The 18,086-nt window shown below is 43.4% G+C and carries 22 protein-coding genes; 21 read left to right on the top strand and 1 reads right to left on the bottom strand.

Going from position 1 to position 18,086, the window contains the following annotated elements:
* Positions 1 to 336 precede the first annotated feature (336 nt).
* Positions 337 to 816 carry an antirestriction protein gene (locus M1F26_RS19785; protein ID WP_140172772.1) on the top strand — a complete coding sequence of 160 codons (480 nt, stop codon included), beginning with the start codon at positions 337 to 339 and terminating at the stop codon, positions 814 to 816.
* Between the two features lie 76 nt (positions 817 to 892).
* Positions 893 to 1,759, top strand: coding sequence for an LPD29 domain-containing protein (locus M1F26_RS19780; protein WP_140172771.1), 867 nt, complete (start codon positions 893 to 895; stop codon positions 1,757 to 1,759).
* A 107-nt stretch (positions 1,760 to 1,866) separates the two neighbouring features.
* Here M1F26_RS19780 and M1F26_RS19775 read toward each other — a convergent pair whose 3' ends face one another.
* Positions 1,867 to 2,313, bottom strand: coding sequence for a transglycosylase SLT domain-containing protein (locus tag M1F26_RS19775; protein ID WP_140172770.1), 447 nt, complete (start codon positions 2,311 to 2,313; stop codon positions 1,867 to 1,869).
* 473 nt (positions 2,314 to 2,786) lie between these two features.
* On the opposite strand from M1F26_RS19775, the gene M1F26_RS19770 reads away from it, so the two are divergent.
* The 19 genes from M1F26_RS19770 (at position 2,787) to traF (ending at position 18,085) form a co-directional block, all read left to right on the top strand.
* Positions 2,787 to 3,164, top strand: coding sequence for a relaxosome protein TraM (locus M1F26_RS19770; RefSeq protein ID WP_140172769.1), 378 nt, complete (start codon positions 2,787 to 2,789; stop codon positions 3,162 to 3,164).
* Positions 3,165 to 3,396: 232 nt separating this feature from the next.
* Positions 3,397 to 4,149: a hypothetical protein gene (locus M1F26_RS19765; RefSeq protein WP_140172768.1), complete on the top strand. Its 753-nt coding sequence runs from the start codon at positions 3,397 to 3,399 to the stop codon at positions 4,147 to 4,149.
* A gap of 171 nt (positions 4,150 to 4,320) precedes the next feature.
* Positions 4,321 to 4,503, top strand: a complete 183-nt coding sequence (locus M1F26_RS19760) for a TraY domain-containing protein (RefSeq protein ID WP_180359551.1) — start codon at positions 4,321 to 4,323, stop codon at positions 4,501 to 4,503.
* A gap of 232 nt (positions 4,504 to 4,735) precedes the next feature.
* A complete protein-coding gene (locus M1F26_RS19755) occupies positions 4,736 to 5,104 on the top strand; it encodes a type IV conjugative transfer system pilin TraA (protein WP_140172766.1) in 369 nt (122 codons plus the stop codon).
* Positions 5,105 to 5,119: 15 nt separating this feature from the next.
* Entirely contained in the window at positions 5,120 to 5,428 is a 309-nt protein-coding gene (gene traL, locus M1F26_RS19750) for a type IV conjugative transfer system protein TraL (RefSeq protein WP_272516075.1), read from the top strand.
* 13 nt (positions 5,429 to 5,441) lie between these two features.
* The gene (traE, locus tag M1F26_RS19745) at positions 5,442 to 6,011 is read left to right on the top strand and encodes a type IV conjugative transfer system protein TraE (protein WP_140172764.1); all 570 of its coding nucleotides are present in this window, start codon (positions 5,442 to 5,444) and stop codon (positions 6,009 to 6,011) included.
* The gene (locus M1F26_RS19740; RefSeq protein WP_109913044.1) at positions 5,995 to 6,768 is read left to right on the top strand and encodes a type-F conjugative transfer system secretin TraK; all 774 of its coding nucleotides are present in this window, start codon (positions 5,995 to 5,997) and stop codon (positions 6,766 to 6,768) included. The genes traE and M1F26_RS19740 overlap by 17 nt, the downstream gene beginning before the upstream one ends.
* Positions 6,755 to 8,116 (top strand): TrbI/VirB10 family protein, encoded by a 1,362-nt coding sequence (locus M1F26_RS19735; protein ID WP_140172763.1) that lies wholly within the window; start codon positions 6,755 to 6,757, stop codon positions 8,114 to 8,116. The genes M1F26_RS19740 and M1F26_RS19735 overlap by 14 nt, the downstream gene beginning before the upstream one ends.
* Positions 8,117 to 8,174: 58 nt before the next feature.
* On the top strand, positions 8,175 to 8,369 hold the full coding sequence (locus M1F26_RS19730) for a hypothetical protein (protein ID WP_140172762.1): 195 nt from the start codon (positions 8,175 to 8,177) through the stop codon (positions 8,367 to 8,369).
* Between the two features lie 6 nt (positions 8,370 to 8,375).
* Positions 8,376 to 8,867, top strand: a complete 492-nt coding sequence (gene rfaH / locus M1F26_RS19725) for a transcription/translation regulatory transformer protein RfaH (protein ID WP_140172761.1) — start codon at positions 8,376 to 8,378, stop codon at positions 8,865 to 8,867.
* A gap of 219 nt (positions 8,868 to 9,086) precedes the next feature.
* Positions 9,087 to 9,320 (top strand): hypothetical protein, encoded by a 234-nt coding sequence (locus M1F26_RS19720; RefSeq protein WP_140172760.1) that lies wholly within the window; start codon positions 9,087 to 9,089, stop codon positions 9,318 to 9,320.
* Positions 9,321 to 9,517: 197 nt separating this feature from the next.
* The gene (gene traV / locus M1F26_RS19715) at positions 9,518 to 10,081 is read left to right on the top strand and encodes a type IV conjugative transfer system lipoprotein TraV (protein ID WP_140172759.1); all 564 of its coding nucleotides are present in this window, start codon (positions 9,518 to 9,520) and stop codon (positions 10,079 to 10,081) included.
* Between the two features lies 1 nt (position 10,082).
* Positions 10,083 to 12,794: a type IV secretion system protein TraC gene (gene traC, locus M1F26_RS19710; RefSeq protein ID WP_140172758.1), complete on the top strand. Its 2,712-nt coding sequence runs from the start codon at positions 10,083 to 10,085 to the stop codon at positions 12,792 to 12,794.
* Positions 12,770 to 13,195, top strand: coding sequence for a type-F conjugative transfer system protein TrbI (trbI, locus tag M1F26_RS19705; protein WP_140172757.1), 426 nt, complete (start codon positions 12,770 to 12,772; stop codon positions 13,193 to 13,195). The genes traC and trbI overlap by 25 nt, the downstream gene beginning before the upstream one ends.
* A gap of 18 nt (positions 13,196 to 13,213) precedes the next feature.
* Complete coding sequence (traW, locus tag M1F26_RS19700) at positions 13,214 to 13,837, top strand: type-F conjugative transfer system protein TraW (protein WP_220693753.1); 624 nt, start codon at positions 13,214 to 13,216, stop codon at positions 13,835 to 13,837.
* Positions 13,834 to 14,829: a conjugal transfer pilus assembly protein TraU gene (gene traU, locus M1F26_RS19695; RefSeq protein ID WP_140172756.1), complete on the top strand. Its 996-nt coding sequence runs from the start codon at positions 13,834 to 13,836 to the stop codon at positions 14,827 to 14,829. The genes traW and traU overlap by 4 nt, the downstream gene beginning before the upstream one ends.
* A 15-nt stretch (positions 14,830 to 14,844) precedes the next feature.
* A complete protein-coding gene (trbC, locus tag M1F26_RS19690; RefSeq protein WP_220693746.1) occupies positions 14,845 to 15,462 on the top strand; it encodes a type-F conjugative transfer system pilin assembly protein TrbC in 618 nt (205 codons plus the stop codon).
* The gene (locus tag M1F26_RS19685; RefSeq protein WP_140172754.1) at positions 15,462 to 17,300 is read left to right on the top strand and encodes a conjugal transfer protein TraN; all 1,839 of its coding nucleotides are present in this window, start codon (positions 15,462 to 15,464) and stop codon (positions 17,298 to 17,300) included. Before trbC ends, M1F26_RS19685 begins: the two co-directional genes overlap by 1 nt.
* Positions 17,297 to 18,085 carry a type-F conjugative transfer system pilin assembly protein TraF gene (gene traF, locus M1F26_RS19680; protein ID WP_140172753.1) on the top strand — a complete coding sequence of 263 codons (789 nt, stop codon included), beginning with the start codon at positions 17,297 to 17,299 and terminating at the stop codon, positions 18,083 to 18,085. The genes M1F26_RS19685 and traF overlap by 4 nt, the downstream gene beginning before the upstream one ends.
* Position 18,086 lies beyond the last annotated feature (1 nt).

Raw genomic sequence — 18,086 nt, 5'->3', positions numbered from 1 at the left:
GGGATGCAAGCTCCCTGCGGGAGCTGCCCCTGATAAACCGCTTAACGTTGTTAAGCTCAAAGGACGCCTTGCGGTTCGATTCTCTCGCCGCAAGTCGGGTTGTGTCATTTTCAGCTACTGTGTTGTTAATCTTTCGCCAAGCCCCTCCGCTCGGGCTTAAACATAGACTCAACTCGTCATCCAGCAAGCGTAAAGTGCACTCCAGCAAAATTCTTGTCGCTGCGCTTTCCAACAATTTTGCTTCCGCCCTTGCTTCCTTCCTCGTTTCGACTATGTACGGCCTTTGCAGCGAAGGAACTCAACGAAAGAAATCATTAACCCAAAGGAGACACTAAAATGACTCAACAACAAAACCTTGCAGCTCAAGAATCTAACGAAAGAAATGGAAAAGACCAAATCGTTATCACGACAATTGAGGTGAAGAATGCTCAAGCTCGTTTAAAATTTTTACCTTCAAAATTAGGGCGGTACTGTATTGCCTTTGAAAATGCAATCTATAACTGGATGACTCGGAACGCCGTAGCCTATAACGGCGGTTATTGGGATTTTTATACGTTGTCGAATGGCGGTTTTTATCTGCAACCGACAAAAGGCTATATGCTCACTTCACCGAATGGATTTATGGACGATGTAAGTGCTCAAGAAGCAGGAATTATTGTCACTTTAATGATGTTAAGTCATTTTTCATTTGTGACCTATGAAAAAGAGCATCACGAAGATTGTGAGCGTATTTCTGCTTATTTTCATCAATTACGGGATTTTATTTTCACATTATCCCCTGAATCACAAACCAAAATATTAAACGCCATTGATTAAGTCTATCACGCGCAAGTCTTAGGCTTGCGCTTAATTGAACACCATCAATCAATAAATCAGAAAAAGGTAAATGAATATGGAACAGCAAACATTATTATCGGTTGGTCAAGTGGTTTACACTAATTTATATAATCTCGGCAAGGGGGTTATTGTTAATATTCATGGCGAGCAAAAACCACAAAGTATAAAGAATATGTATAATGTTATGGTCACAGGGGGCAATGCGGAATTTGATATCGTATTCTTTAATGGGAATAAATCAAATCGTTTACCGGAAAGTATTTTCCACGGCGTACAATGGAAAATTGAAAATGAAACGGTTGAACAAGAAACCATTAAATCATTAATTGAAAAAGCTGAGGCACATGAACAAGCAGAAAAAGCCGAAGAAGAACGAAAGATAAATGAATTTAAACAAGGTGTCGAATTCCAAAAAAACAACACAGAATATTCACACTTAACACAGATAACCTCTAATTCAGATAAGAAAGTCAAAATAGTCGGTAAAAATATCCGTGCTGAGTTAAAAAAACATTTTCCAAAAACAAAATTTTCAGTACGTAAACAGTATTACAGTTCTTATCATGTAAATTGGACAGATGGTCCGACAGTGGAGGAAGTCGAATCTATAATCAATAAATATGAAACATCGCGTTTTGATAGTTATACCGATTATCATTATAGTGAAACATCACCTTTTAACGTAGTTTATGGTGGTGCTGATTATGTTTTTACACATCGGGATTACAGTGATGAAATAATCGCATTGGCTATCAAATCATTGATTGATAAATATGGCGAGTCTTATGAGTTTGATACCGCGCTAATGACGGTTGAAAATTATCATCAAGGAATATTATACAAAATAGGACGAGAACAAATTATTGGGAATGATGGGATAGGTGGAGAAATTGGTCGAGTATTAAGAAAAAACAGTTATTAAAGAAAGCGCGCCTAAAGGCGCGTTTCTCGTTTTAATACTAAACCACATGCATTACTTAATATTAAACGTGATTATAGCGTTAAAAATAGAAAGTAAAAGGAGTAAGTTTAGTTATTTTTTTTAATGTTAAGATAAATGTGATAGACCTCAAGCGCATATTGATTTCTTTTTTGTTCTTGAGCCTCGGATTTTTTTAACCCTGCATTATAAGCCCCCACACCTTTCCAAATATCCCCTTGTATGCGAATAAATTTCGCGAGATAAAATGCACCCGTATAAATATTCATGCATGGGTCTTGCCTTAAATGATTTTCTGTAATGCCATACTGGGCTAATTCATTAAAATTTTGTGAATGAATTTGCATTAATCCAATCGCGTATCGTGTCGATGATGCTTGATTAATTGCATTCGGTTGGAATGAACTTTCACGAAAGGCAACCGCGCGTAATAAATCAGGGTCAATTTGATAATCTTTTCCTGCTTTATCATAGCAATCAAACGAAAATGAAAAAGGTGAGAAAATTAACGCAATGAGAATACAGATCATTCGCATATAAACCCCATAAAATAATAAATACGCTTAACTCAGAATCGCCCATTTTAATTAAAAAATAAAGCACCATTTAAATGCAAGCCAAAAGAAAGGAGGAGCAATAAATACGCTCCTCTGAAAGAAAGACATCACACCCCACGCAAAATTTCATTTTGCAAGAATTTATCATTAAATCAGGGTGTTAATTAAAAATAAAGCGGTGAAAATTTTAAAAATCTTAGTGTTAAGCCCATTACTAGCCCACCAATAGCGTCTATATGTGGGCTAAATAGATGCACTCTGTGTGTATTGCTAATAATATCAAATATATACAATTTTTCACTAAAATTAGTGGGCTAATGGTGGTCTATTGTAATATACTGTTTATATGTCATTTATTTTTCATGATTGTATTTGGTGGGCTATTTGTGGGCTGTGTGTTAATTGACCGTAGCCCACAAATAGAGGCTAGTAAAAACTAAGGAAATAAAAGAATGCCACGTCAACATATATATATGAAGCAAAAAACGTTAGATGGAATTCGTAATATTGTGGATAAACGAAAAAACGATGGTGCTGATGCAAACATTTCCAGTGTTGGCTCTGAATTACTGGATATTGGATTGCGCGTTGTTGAGAACTTAGAAAAAGACAAAGAAGGGGATGATGGTTTATCTTTAGAGGAGCGTTATAAAAAACAATTATTGGAAGAGGTGACTAAATCACGTCAATGTATTCAAATTTTATTCAAAATGATGTTTGATTTAGAAGAAATAAAAAATGATAATCGATATAACTATCGAGAATATATTGAAGATTTTAAAAACAGAACTCAATCAATATTAGATGAGTATTTTCCTGATAGCAATTAAAAAATGGTAATGTAAGAGCGAATATAAGGATAACTTAAAATAGCTTATTTACATTACGTGAATCTAATCAAATAGCGAGTAAAATAGGATATATTTTTATTAAAATAAAAATATATTAATTGATTTAATTATTACTAACATGGTATATTTAGAATAAATAGAATCACCCAATAATCGAGTTACAGCTCGATTATTGGGCTAATCAAATAACCCCACAGTTAAGGACGGTTAAATGACTACCTTCAATAATATTGATCCGCAATGTGGATCTCAAGTGATTTTTGATATCATTTATCAATTTAATGATAAACGTCTCTTTTATATCCGTAATAGCCAACATGATATCACTCATGTCAGTGATGATTTCTGTCAGATGGTTAATATTCCATCAAAATCACCTCTTCTTTTGAAAAACTTTCCCAAATTAAAAAAATTAGAGGCTTTGGAGAAACAAGTGATCACTAACAAAAACAGCAAATCACTTTTTTTCGCCTATAAGCTTAAATCTGAATTTTATTATCTTTTTTATGTTCATATTAAATGTATATCATTTAATGATAAAAACTACACAATAACAACTTTCAGCAAGTTTAGTGATTTCTTTAGCCATGAAACTATTTTTAACACAATTAATATTGCTGATGGTTTTTTTGTTGATGATGGTTTCCCAATTGACAATTATAATAATATTAATCCTGTTTCTTTAACTGTGAATAATGAAACAAAGAAAGAAGAGAGAATATCTTGGCATATTATTTGGCTTTTTTTAACAGGAAAGTCTATTAGATGGATTGCCGAGTTTAGCCATTTAAATAAAAAACAAGTTGAAAACTCATTAAATAAATATTACACCAATTCAGGAGTTTTAAATCAAAAAAATTTGCGAGCAATAGCCAGGAAATATGGATGGTGTAATTATATTGATAAAAATACGGTAGAACTTATTAATTTTCGCTTAAGTGAAGATGGAAAGATTTTAATATAGAAAAAGTTAGATTTAAATATTTTATTTTTAATTATTTATGGTTTTATATGCTTTTTAGGGGTGTTTTTGTGAATATCATCACAATCACCCCCCTTTATTTGGGACAGCTGTCCCAAGACATTGATTTTTATTTGTGTAATATAAATTCAGTCCAAAGGGATGGGTAAGGATATGAATGCAAACAAACATAAAAAGATTAGTGTTGATATTAGTTTAGTAACAGAAGAATGGTTAGTTAAAGCAATTGAATTATCTGGAAGAACTAAAAAAGAAGAAATTAGGATACGTCTTGCTCATAGCTTAAAAAACATTGAAAAAATAGATGATAATTATTGGGAAATAATCTCAGCCTAATTTTTTTTGATTATATAAACTGTTAAATAAAAAGACAGCGGGAAGACTTTGCCATTAAAAATGGATTTGTCGGGCTGGGGCGGTAGCGCATTTAAATTAAATGAATTTTTATCTCGCTTTATTTCTTTGAGATTAACGAAGGAATAAAGCGAGCTAAAAGCTCAGAAGTTATTCGAAACTCTTTAGGAGTTTATTTTGAAAATACTGAAATATCTATTAACAAGGAAAACGTATGAGTCAAATTGCTATTGAATCACCGGTAACAAAAAGAAAAGGTATTTTTGCACGAGCTTGGAATTCACTGAATTCTAAAGTCGCTAAATCGCTGTATAAATATGTTGCTTCACCATTACTCTTATGGATGGCCGCACGTGGCTTCGCACAAGCCGCCGATTTAGCGGCCGCAGGGGCAGAGGATGCAGGCGATACCTTCGGTGAAGGGTCATCGGTGATGTACTACATCATGATCGGTGAAGCGGTGTTGGTATTCTTAGCCTTTATGCGAGCACAAAACCCCGCGTTACTCCTGCTCATTCCTGTTTTCATTGTGGGAACTAAAATCGTCTTTGGTTTAATCGAAGCACCATCAACAGGCGGTTAATGGATTAGGAGTTGGATGATGGAAAACGAACGTGCCCAGCGATTCATTTTCCCTCAGACGTTAACCGAGCAAGGCGGTATTCTTCCATTACCCAATGATGAAACCGCCGTTCTACTAGGCCCCATGTTATGGGGCTTTTATGACGGACATTACATGACTGGCCTTGTGGTTGGTACGTTGCTCTGGTATGCCCTGAGGTACTTCAAAAAAGGGCGGGGAAGTCAGTGGTTACTCAATGCCTGTTATTGGTACTTACCCGCTTACTGCTTTAAAAGCATTTATAAATCTCTCCCTGACTCTGCGTTCAGACTTTATTTAAAATAGGAAGGAGGCTGCCATGAAACTGAGCGCAGCTAAATCCGCCACGAAATACACCTCGTTATTGTTTATTACACTGACCTTTATGTTAGGCCTCAGTTTGACAGGTAATATTTTCGCGTGGCTGAGATTAGATGATTTACTCAATAGTCGACAAGAAACGTATATCCCGATGTTTTTTGATACCCCATTTACCTTAACGCGCTCGCATGCGGATGCGAACTACCTTGAATCCGTCGCACAGTCGTTACTTTTTTTACGCTATAACGTCAGTCCGGAATCAGTGAAAGCAAACCATCAATCGTTATTACGGTATGTAGCCAAAGAGGCGCGACCTGAAATGCAAGATGTGTTGGCGGTCGAAGCCAAAGAAATCATCAATAACAACGTCACCTCGGCATTTTACATGACCAAAATGGAAGTCTATCCCGCTGACGGCATTATTGATATTCAAGGTGAGCTAAAAACGTGGATAGGTAAGCGCGAATCGTTACCTGAACATAAAAAATTACGGTTGCATATCAAGTATGTCAATGGAATTAGTGAAGTGATCAGCTTTGAGGACATTATTGATGAAGAAAAAAAGTAATCCGATAAAGCTTCTCTGTTTAGCGTTAGCATTTTGTGGTTTTGTCTCGACAGTGCGTGCCGAACCAACAGCGCAGTTGCCAACCCAAATTCCGGTGTCTCCGGATTCACAAGTGAAGGTGGCTTTTAGCAACAGTGAACCGAATATGTTGGTTGTGCCAGGTGACAGAATTGTGGCCATCGACAGTGCTCAAGGCATGTTTATCAATGGCAATCAAAAAGGGGCAACAGGTGTTGCGAATGGGGGCGTGGTATTAATGACCGCGCAAACTAAGCCCTTTACGTTTTACGTCAGAACGGCAGGGGGCTTAACGGTGTCGGTTGTGGCTGTTCCGCAAAAGCGTGATGGTCGCGTGTTGCAGTTTATCTCCAATCAACCGGCACAAAGTGCCGTCGCTAAACGTTGGGAGAGGGCTTTACCGTATCCACGTGTCTTGGTTGAAATTCACAAAGCGTTACTGAACCAACAAACGCCGAATGGGTTTATTCCTGCGCCTGTGACGGCTTTACCGTCATTCGCATTACCGTCAGCCTATCGGGTGACAGCAAACAAAATGTGGAATGGGGGAGAGCTACGGGTATACCAACTGGATGTGATGAACACCAGCGCCGTCTCACAACCGCTAAGTGAGCGGTTGTTCAATCAGCACAATGTCCGCTCTGTGGTTATCTATCCCTATAGCGATACTGTGTTGGCGGGTGCCACAGCAACGGTCTGGTTAACCGTTAGTAATGAGGTTGAAAATGGCAAATATTAATGTTCGTGCAAAGCGAAAACAAACGGCTCTGTTTGTGTTATTGGCCTTGGGATTAACGGGGATTGGTGGCGCAGCTTGGTACATGAGCTTACCTTCGAAGCCAAAAGCGGCCGCAAAACAATCGCGGCCTGCCCCCAATATGACAGGCGTCGTGACATCATCCTTTGATAAGAATGTGGGAAAATCGGCGATGGCCGATTTGCAATCCACGGCCTCTCAAATGGATAAGCAAATGAAGCAAGTGAACGCCCGTATTGCGAAACTGGAACAAGAAAACCGTGCGTATCGCGATAAAATTACTGAGCAGGATAAAGAATTAACTGCCTTAGGTGAAGAACTCACGAAAATGGGAAACGATTTCATACACGGTAATAGCAATAACGGTTTGCCACAACCGCAGCAACTGCCCGTAGGAACACTACCCACACCGAATGCACAAGCCAGTCAGCCAATCATTCCGCCGCCAACGGCATTTTATCAAGGGGGGCAATATCCAGTCGGGCAACCACAAATTAATGTGAATCCCGTACTAAAACAAGGTTTATCCTCGATGACGATTGAGTATGAGGATGAGCAGGAAAACACCGATTTACCGGATTTGCCCTACATCCCATCAGGCAGTTTTGCCAAAGCGATGGTGATTGAAGGGGCTGATGCGAATGCGTCTGTGACGGGAAACAGTAATCCCTCTCCAATGCAATTTCGGTTAACGGGTAAACTGATTATGCCGAATAACGAAGAGTATGATTTAAGTGGTTGTGCCGTTACCGCTGGGGTGTATGGCGATATTTCCAGTGAACGCGGATTGGTGCGTACCGACCGACTGTCTTGCAAACTGTTTGGTCATACCATCGATATGCCCTTTAAAGGCCACGTCTCTTTTATGGGGAAAAATGGGATTAAAGGCGAGCCGGTCATCCGAAATGGTGAGTTAGTCGGCTACGCCTTTGGCGGTGGCTTTCTTGAAGCGGTCGGTTCCGGTTTTTCAAAAGTGGGTGATAAAACGGTGGGTATTGGTGCCAGTAGCACAACCACGATGGCCGATGTGGCACGCGGTGGTGTCGGTGGCGGTGTACAGCAATCCGGAAAAATGTTGTCGGAATATTTCATTAAACGTGCTGAGCAATACCATCCGGTTATTCCCATCGGGGCAGGCATTGAAATTACGGTGGTGTTCCAGGAAGGTTTTCAGTTGAAGTTTATTGAACAAATGAAGAAAGCCAAATCGCAAAAACAAGCGGGGAACTCGCTGGAAAACTCCATTAATCAAGGTATCACCGTTTCAAAACAAGCATTAGAGCGGATTTCTTTAGGGGATGCCGTCCCCGCTGAGACTATCCCACAGTAACCGAAGTCCTTTCAGTATTTATTCTTAATTTTCATTGTCATCATTCAGGTACAGCCCAATGCAAAACCGAATTCGTCAGCTAAAAAAGCGGATGCGTTTGAGTTCGTTACTTATGACGCTCATTACGATTTCTCCGGCCGCGTTATTTGTTTCCCATCATGTGAGTTGGGACTCGGTCATCTTTTTAGCGATTTACAGCGGGTTAAGTGTTTGGGTTGTACAAATCCTGAGTGCTGACCATCAACTAAAGTGAGTCATCATGGAAAAGTGGTATTTATTATATTGTAAACGTGACCAGGTTTTACGCGCGATTGAGCACCTTGAGCGTCAAGGGGTGACTGTACATAACCCAACCTACAAAACTGAGAAAATGGTGAGGAATCGCCGTAAGAAAGTGATGGAGCCGTTATTTCCCAATTATTTATTTGTGAAGTTTGATTATGAAGTCATTCACTTTTCGACGATTGGCTCGACACGTGGCGTGAACTACTTTGTCCGCTTTGGTCAGAACCCCGTGGTTGTACCTAATGAAGTGATTGCGACACTGGTTGTACCTGATTTCGTGAAAGAGATGAGTGATAACTTACCGCAAAAAGGGGATGAAGTCGTCATTACGGACGGTATTTTTGTGGGTATTCAAGCGATTTATAACGAACCCGATGGGGAAGCACGTTCGGTATTACTTCTTAAAATCCTCAACAAAGAAGTTCCCAAAGTCGTCGATAACCGCAGCTTTGAAACCATTAAATAACAGGCTAAGGGGGCAGGTAGTAATGGAATCAATGACTTTTCCGATACTTGTGATTGCCATTATATTCTTAGGGTTAGCACTAAATGGGGCTATCCGTGCAGGTGAAGCTAAATTTGGAATACCCCTAAAATCAGTGTAATACCCGAACAATGCGAAGAGAAGGATTAAATTCATTTCAGCCATCGGGTTCGTTTTCTCAAATTATCAACAGGATTAATAATGGATATACAGTTTAAAGATTTTACGATAGATGGGGTTATTATTTCTAATTTAAAAAGTGTTAGGCGTGACCGACGGCTAATGAATGATGAAATGAACCAATGGCTAAATGAAAATAATATAACCGATATCATTAATATCGAATCCTTGGAATATGAGGTCCCTCCAACTATTGGAAGCCTTGGTGGTGTTAAATTTCACGGGTTTAGGCTTTGGTATAAAATCATCAAGTAACGTCTTTCGTTTAAATTCAAATTCCTAGAAACTCACTTGTCTCAAAAAGTACATGATTATCCGTTAATTAACCGTATTTAATTAAATGGTTATGAATAAAAATATTTTTATTCGTCACTGAATAAGCGGCGACACAAATTCATCGTTATTTCTCCACAAAACACTTCTTTTTGTCATTCATTTATAAGGTTCATTTTATGAAAAAATTCCTAATTCTAGGCGCATTAACCTTGCTCGCCGGTTGTACAGCGGGCATGAAAGATTCCTTTGATTGTAATGCCACCGCGCAAGATAGCTGCATGACGATGGAAGAAGCCAATCAAAAGGCAGCACAGCAAAATTTCACGTGGAACCATCCTGCTAATGGGGAGGGCATATCCCAAAAGCGAGTCGAACTGCCGCGGTTAGCACCGTTGGCAACCCCGACTGTGCCAGTTGTGACAACCGCGTCTCCAGCTCAGTCTGTTCGTACTGTGGTGCAGGATAATCGCGCTTCTTCACAAAATGTGGGGGCATTAGGTGCATTCAAGCCTTCATCCGCATCCGTTAAAAAATCCGTGCCATCCAATACACTACCCCCCATTCAACACACGGCACAAGCCTGGGCGAGTTGGAGTGATATTGGTATGGCACCGCCTCAACGATTACCGACCACGACGGCTCGCTTATGGATAGCCCCGTGGATAGATGAACAAGATAACCTGTATCAGCCTGCGGTTGTCTCTTTTGTGGTGAAAGATGGTCAGTGGAGAGTCCAGTAAGATGAACGAAAAACCATCCTTAATCGATAAGCTACTTGCCCCGTTTCTCCCTAAGTCAAAAGACATTGTGTTTGATGACGAGCCCGAACCGGTATCATTGCAAGAAGCGTTATTCAAAAATTTATTTACCGCATGGCGAGAGCCGGATGGAAATAAACGGGCGGCAGAGGCATTGGAGAATATGGATTACCCCTCCTTTTGCAGCCTTTTACCGTATCGCAACTACGATGCCAAATCCGGTCTGTTTATCAATAAAACCACCATTGGTTTTGCGTTAGAGTGCACACCCTTAGTGGGGGCCAATGACAAAATTGTCGATGCACTGGATTATTTTTTGCGTAATAAGCTCCCACGCAAAATCCCCTTAACCTTTATGTTATTGGGCAGTAAGTGCATCAGTGAACAGCTAGGCTATGGTCTGAAAGACTTTGGGTGGCAAGGTGAAGAAGCGGAGAAGTTTAACCATATCACGCGTGCGTTTTACGAGCGCGGTGCCTTGGTGGGGTTAGATAACAAGCTCAATCTGCCGTTATCACTACGCAATTACCGTTTGTTTGTGTGTTATGCCGAAGAGCATAAAAAAGCCGATGCCCTGACGTTACAAAAAGTAAATCAAACCCTCAGTATCGTCATGGAGTCCTTGGCTGGCGCATCCCTGCACTGTGAGCAAATGAACGATAAAGGGTTACTGCAACTGGTACGTGAAATCAGCAACTTTCGGCATGACCAGATTTCATTGCCAAGTAGCAAAGTTGATCCGTATGAATCGCTCAACGACCAATGTGCTGACCGTTCGTTAACGCTAGAAATCCGCCCCGACGCCATTCATCAGTCGTTATCGATGGAAAAAGGTCAAAAAAGCCAAACCCGTATCATGAATTATATGTTGGAGAAAAACCCGACACAGTTTGCCTTGTGGCAAACGGGCGATAACTTGAGTAATTTGCTTGATCCTGCGTCCAGTGTGTCCTGCCCGTTCGCCATTACCATGACCGTGTATGTTGAAGATTTGGTGAAAACCCAAAATGAGGCCAAGCGAAAATTTATTACCAATAACAGTCGGGCTAACTCCAAGTACATCAATTGGGTGCCTGGGGTTAAGCGTAAAGCCGATGAGTGGAAGGGGCTACAGAGTGGGCTGGATACCAATCAAATTGCCCTCGCACGTTTCAGTTACGGTATCACTTTATTTTGCGAAGACGATGATGATAAAGCGTTAAAAGCAGAAATGGCGTTGATGAATACCTACACCACCAATTATTTGAAGCTGTGTCCACCGACCTTTATGCAATTACGCAACTACTTGGCGCTGTTCCCTTTTGTGATGCAAGAAGGGCTGTGGGGGGATATGGTACGTTCTGGCGGCACGCTGAGGGCCAAAACCTTTAATGTCGCCAATTTATTGCCTGTGGTGGCTGATAATCGAATTTGTCAAAAAGGCTTACCTATCCCGTCGTATCGGCATCAACTCTCCTTTCTCGACATTTTTGAGCGGGGTTCAGGTCTCGGTAACGACAACTTTAATGCCGCCGTTTGTGGGACGTCAGGCAGTGGTAAATCGTTCCTCATGCAAGCGCTTATTCGTCAAGTGCTTGATGCAGGCGGTTGGGCGTATGTGTTGGATATGGGGGATTCGTATAAAGAACTGTGTCACAGCCTCGGGGGCGTTTATGTTGATGCCCGTGACCTTAAGTTTAATCCTTTTGCGGGGGTCGTGGACATTAAAGAGGCTGCAGAAAGTATTCGTGACCTGCTCATCGTGTTGGCGAATCCTTCCGGTGATATGGATGACGTGTCCAAATCCATCTTACTTAATGCCGTTCAAGAGGTATGGGAAGGAAAAGGGCCAAATGGACGTAAAGGGAATAAAGTCCTGATTGATGACGTTCATGATTACCTCGAAGCCGAAGTGAAAGCCGCTTATTTTGATCCGCAAAGTACGGTTCAAAATAAGATGCAAGAAATCATTGTGGCATTGAAAAAATACACCACCAAAGGGCTGTACGGGGCGTATTTTAACAGTGACAAACCGGCACTGAATGAGCAGGTGCGTTTTACCGTACTTGAAATGGGTGGACTGCAAAACAAGCCCGACCTGTTAGCGGCGGTCATGTTTTCCATGATGATATTCATCCAACAACGAATGTATTTAACTCCGCGCAGTATCAAAAAACTCGCGGCCATTGATGAAGGTTGGAAACTGCTGGATAACAAGAGCTCCTTTGTCGCCGACTTTATTGAAGGCGGCTATCGAACTGCCCGTAAATACGGTGGCTCTTACATTACCATCTCGCAAGGGATTGACGACTTTGACGGTGATGGCGCCAGCACCGCCGCGAAAGCCGCGTGGAGTAACTCCTCCTTCAAAATTATCTTGCGCCAAAATATGGAAGCGTTCCGTAAATACAATCAGAAGAACCCCGACCAGTTCAATCCTGTTGAACGCACCATTATTGAAGGGTTCCCTGCCGCAGGGGATGCACACTTTAGTGCCTTTATGCTGCGAATTGCGGGGCGCTCCTCATTCCATCGGTTGGTAACCGATCCGATTAGCCGGGCATTGTACTCAACCGATGGGGATGACTTCCAATTTCGTGAAAACCGCATGGCGGAAGGACTGTCACAACAAGCGGCGTTATTGGCACTAGCTCAACGCAAATTCCCACAAGAAATGGAGACCTTATCCCAATGGCAGAGTCAAACACGACATTAGTCGACAAGGCAGTCAAAACGCCTGCACGGGGCATGAACCGTCGCCGCAAACAATGCTTAAAAGCCATGAGCTTTTTTATGGTCATTGCGGTGGTACTGAGTTTCAGTATTTCGGTGTTTGTGGTGCGCTGGCTTGCCCCAGTCACCGTCACTTTCGACATGACAGGCACGGTCAACCAGTATCAGCAACAGATGGCCCTGCAATTTAATGCAGAAAACCCATTGAATGAACAGCAAATCGCGGAAGCCACCCACCGTTTTCAAGTGGCGCTCAGTGACAGTTTATCCGAGTACCAACACACCCATCAGGCCCTGATTTTAGTCACCCCTGCGGTGGTGATGGGCGCAGAAGATATCACTGTCGATATTCAAGCCGCGATCGTCGACAAAATGGCGCAATAAGGAGGGGAAATGAAGCGAATGCGACACGCTACGTTGGCAGTCTTGTTTTGTTTACCTTATCTTGTTACCGCCAAAGATCTCGGTGTCTGGGGGGATGTGTACCCCGTTCAAGAGCAAAGTATGTTGGACTTTATTCAGGGGCGGTTAAAGCAGATGGAGGGTACGGGGGAAATCGCGCAGATGCAGCAGGATTTTAAAGATCGCGTGATTGAAAATACCCTGCGTCCACCGCCTGTGGATTGGCTCAGTACGGATACTGAAGCACACACACTGTGGTACGACCCGACGTTCACGGTTCAAGGGGATTATGCCGATCACAATGGCGTGGTGTTTGCCCGCCAAGGCGACAAAATAAACCCACTCAGTCACGTGGCACTCGGGCAAACCTTGTACTTTTTAGATGCGGATGATCCGCGCCAAATCGCGTGGATGAATGCACAGCAGCCCGCGACCTTGCGTTATAAAGTCATTTTAACCAACGGCAATATCAAGGAGGCCACACAGGCGCTGAATACGCGTGTGTTCTTTGACCAAGGGGGCAGTTTAAGTCGTCAGCTCGGGCTTCAGTATATTCCCGCCGTCGTCACACAAGAGGGCGACAAACTCAAAATCGTCTCAGTAGCAATGCAGGAGGGGCGATGAGTAAATTCATCCGTTGGTTATTGAGTATTTGCGTCCTTGGCTGTGTGAGTGTGACAACGCTAGCCAAAGCCGATGCGATGTGCGAGGGGAATTTTGTCAACCCGATCACCGATATTTGTTGGGATTGCCTGTTTCCAATGACCATTGGTAATGTCCCCGTTTTCCCAGGTGTGGCACCGGATACAGAAAACCCTTCGATGCCGATACAGATTTGCCCGATGGGAATTTTATACCGCATTGGTCTTGCCATTGGCTATTGGGAGCCCTTTGCCCTAACGGATGTGACGCGTTCACCGTATTGCATGGTGAATTTAGGCGGCTTTAACATCAATGTCGGTAAAATGGGCGGGGGCAAAGGTACGCAAAATGACCCTGCCACTCAAGGGGCGTTCTACCATGTGCATTGGTACAAATACCCGCTGACCTATTGGCTCAATATCATTACCTCGGCAGGCTGTTTAGAGCGCGGGGATATGGATATCGCCTATTTGTCGGAGTTAGATCCCTTGTGGAATGACAGTTCGTTGTCGTCGATTATTGCCCCTGAAGCGTTTGTGTTTGCCAATCCTATCGCGCAAGGGGCGTGTGCTGCGGATGCGATTGCCAGTATTGGCAGCAAGCCCTTAAATGCGCTCTTTTGGTGTGCGGGTTCTCAAGGCAGTATGTATCCGTTTACGGGGTATACGGGGAATGAATTTAGCCCACAGGCTTCCTCGGTTCTGCTGTCTGAGCGCATGGCGTTTAAATTACATCGGCAAGGGTTGGTGATGAACAGCGTTGGGAAAAATCAGGAGGTGTGCTACACCTATCCGTCCCCGATTATCCCGAAAGACCGTTATCGCTATCAAATGGTGAATATGTACCCGGATACCGCGCAATGTCATCCTTTTGGTCGGTCCGTGATGCGCTGGCAAACGGGGCATGCCTCACCCAACAGTCGTAAAAACTTCGGTTATCTCATCTGGCGTAAACGTAACTGCGTTTTCCTCTAACACGAGGTCCTCTTCATGAAATCCGTTTTCTTTTTATTCGCAAGCTTGGTGCTTGCGCCAGTTGGTTATGCCTTAACGGATGACCAACAGTTTTTAGAACAGCTACGCGACCAAAGCGCGGCCATGCTCGAACAGTCCTTGCCGACGGATGGTTTTAAACCCCCTGAAATTTCGGCCAAGGATAAAGCCTGGATTGATAGCTTATTAGCCAAACAGCAGCAAGCGCAGCAACAAGTTGCCGATGTGGCTAAAGCTCAAGCAGCTCAGGAAAGTCCGTTTATCTATTTTGTGTCGTTTTCTATTCCTGAAGCGGGACTCAAACAGATGGTGCCGGAGGCCACGCAGCTTGGTATCCCCACCTTGATTAATGGCTTGATTGACAATGACTTTCGCAAAACCGCCACGGCGGTATTTGAATTAACCAAAGATAGCGGGGAGGGGGGCGTACAAATCGACCCGAAAACCTTTACACAATACGGCATTACGCAAGTGCCTGCACTGGTGGTGCGCTGTGAGCAAGGCTTTGATGTGATGTACGGCAATATTCGTTTGGTATCCGCCATTGAACGGATTGCCAGCAGTGGCGATTGTCATCAGGTTGCTCAGGATTGGCTGGTATCGAGGGCACGATAATGAAACGGTTATTGATTGCATTATGTGGCGTGGGGGCTCTGTCACTGGGGTTTGCGGCCAATGATTATAAAGCCGGGTCAGAATTTGCCAGTGGCCTAAAAAACAAAGGCACAGACACGATAAAAAACACCAATCCCGCCAATATCATCCCGAACTATACCGCCAATCCGTCAGAAAGTGGCTATTACGGCGGGGTGACATCAGGCGCAGCCTCGGGGCTGGAAAATGCGGGCATGAAAGCCATGAATGAGACGGATGCGGGGCAAACCACGATGGAGGTGATGAAAAATCGCCCACCGGATAAGTTGGATTTGGATGCCCCGTTCTTAAAAGCGGGCATTGATATGCGAGAAAAGGCGGAGTCGGAAAGCGGGCAAATTACTGTCCCGTGTCAGGATGTGACGCTGGATAAAACTGAAATCACGTCACACCAATGTGAGCGAACGCCCGCCGCCAGTTTAGCCTGTACTCGCACAGCCAAAATCACCTGGGAGGAGGTTGACGGGTGGGAAAACCAAACGATTGTTGTGCCGCCCTCTGATTTTGCTTACCACTGGCATGGTGACCGCTGGTCGTTTTCTTTTAAATCCCCCGTCACGGGCACCATTCAAAGTGCAACCTTAACACTGAACTCGGGATTTTTATTTAATCAGCATGTCATTTTTATGAATACGACGTTTCAAATGTTAAATGCAAGTCGCTATACATTAAATGCACGAAATATGGCGTTGAAAGAGGGAGAAATTATTGCCTCCAATCGGATTTGTGTCGGTAACAATGGCGAGTTGTGCCGGGTGGGTATTCAAGAATTGGTCTATCAAGCTTTTGCGTCGACAAAAACCGCGACCTTAACCTTAAATATGATGGTGACGGTTAACGTTAAAACGCCATCACCGAAAATTGAATGGGTTGAGCACTGTCCGTTTGATAAATCCGAAGAAGTGAAGGTGGAAACCCAATGTACGGAAAAAGGGGGCACGAAAACGGTCACGGTGGGCGGTAAAAAATACGATGTTTATAGCGAGTGTTGGCAGTACACCGATTATTACGCCAAGCAGTCAGCAGACAATGGCAGCTGCGGTGACTACATGAAAAATCCCGCCTGTACCATTGTGAAAACCACTTGCATTGAATCTGTTGGCAGTACGTGTTTGCGTGAGCAAGCGGTGTTTTCCTGTGAAAAAGGGCTGACGGGAGGCGGGAAAATGTGCGGTGTTGAACTGATTTGTGCCAGTGGCGAATGTGACCAAATCAAGAATGACAAAGCGAACAGTTTCCAAAAAGCGGTATCCGCGTTAGCCGCTGTGGCGGCTGCTGGGGAAGATGTGGCAGAGCTCAATGACGTGAATGTCAGGGCCTTTACGGGTCAGCGTTATACCTGTCGTAAAGCCGCAGCAGGGTTTAATAACTGCTGTAAAAGTGGCGGTTGGGGGAGTGATGTGGGGCTGGCGCACTGTGACAGTGAAGAAAAAGCCCTCGGTAAAGCCAAAAATCGTAATCTGACTATTTATGTCGGCTCCTATTGCTCAAATAAAGTCCTCGGGGTGTGTCTTCAGAAGAAAGAAGCCTACTGCGTGTTTGACAGTAAGCTCGCCAAAATCGTGCAAGAGCAAGGGCGTGGCGGGCAGTTACGCATTGGTTTTGGTAGCGCCAAAAACAGTGATTGTCGCGGTATTACCGTCGATGAGTTGCAGGCCATTAACTTTGACCGCTTGAACTTTGCGGATTTCTATTCCGATTTGGAATCAGGCACCGATATTCCGGCTGACCAAGAACTGATTGACCGCGTGAAAAATCAAATCGCCAATGGCCTGCAAGGTCAGGGAGGGCAAGGATGATAAGACGGATTTTAATATTGCTCATCAGTCTGGCGATACCTGGAGCGGGATTGGCCAACAATGAGGAAAGGGTTGAAACACGAACGTATGTGGATGAACCCATCGTCGGTTGGCACTGGTATAACGAGCCGCAACCGGAAGAGGATGAGGAGCCGCCAGAGCCAGAGCAAATTCCGCTTTCGACGTTATCACCGACGGTGCAAAAAAAGGTAATGCAAAAGTTAACGGAAGAAGCGTTAGATGCGGCGATTATGCAGCCGTCTCCACAAAATGCCCTGCGATACATGGCGTATCAGCGCTTTTGGTTGGAGCAGTCCGGTAAATTTGAGCGGTCAGTAAAAAAGGGGTTATTGCTTGACCCTACCCTTGATTACAACTTAGAGCACAGCCATTACAACAGTACCGTGCCACTGCAACTATCCCAGCTACAAGATAAGGAAAAAGCCGCGATTCAATCGTTGTCGTCTCAATACGGTGTGTTTTTCTTTTATCGCGGGCAAGACCCACTGGATAACCAGTTAGCCACCGTAGTTCGGGAATTTGCGCAGTCACACAACATTGCGCTTATTTCCGTATCGATTGATGGCGTTCGCAGTGAAGCCCTGCCAGAGACGCGACCGGATACGGGGCAGGTTGCCAAGATGGGTATCACCCATTTTCCTGCCTTGTTCTTAGTTGACCCAAAAAGTGAACATTACCAACCGCTTGCGTATGGGTTTATGACCCAAGATGCGTTAGCACGCCGCTTTTTAGATGTAGCCACGGATTTTAAGCCTAATTATTAAG

The sequence above is a fragment of the Providencia sp. PROV048 genome, assembly GCF_033688165.1.
In the GTDB taxonomy this organism is placed as follows: Bacteria; Pseudomonadota; Gammaproteobacteria; order Enterobacterales; family Enterobacteriaceae; genus Providencia; species Providencia hangzhouensis.
This window is presented reverse-complemented; position numbering and strand designations above follow the sequence as displayed.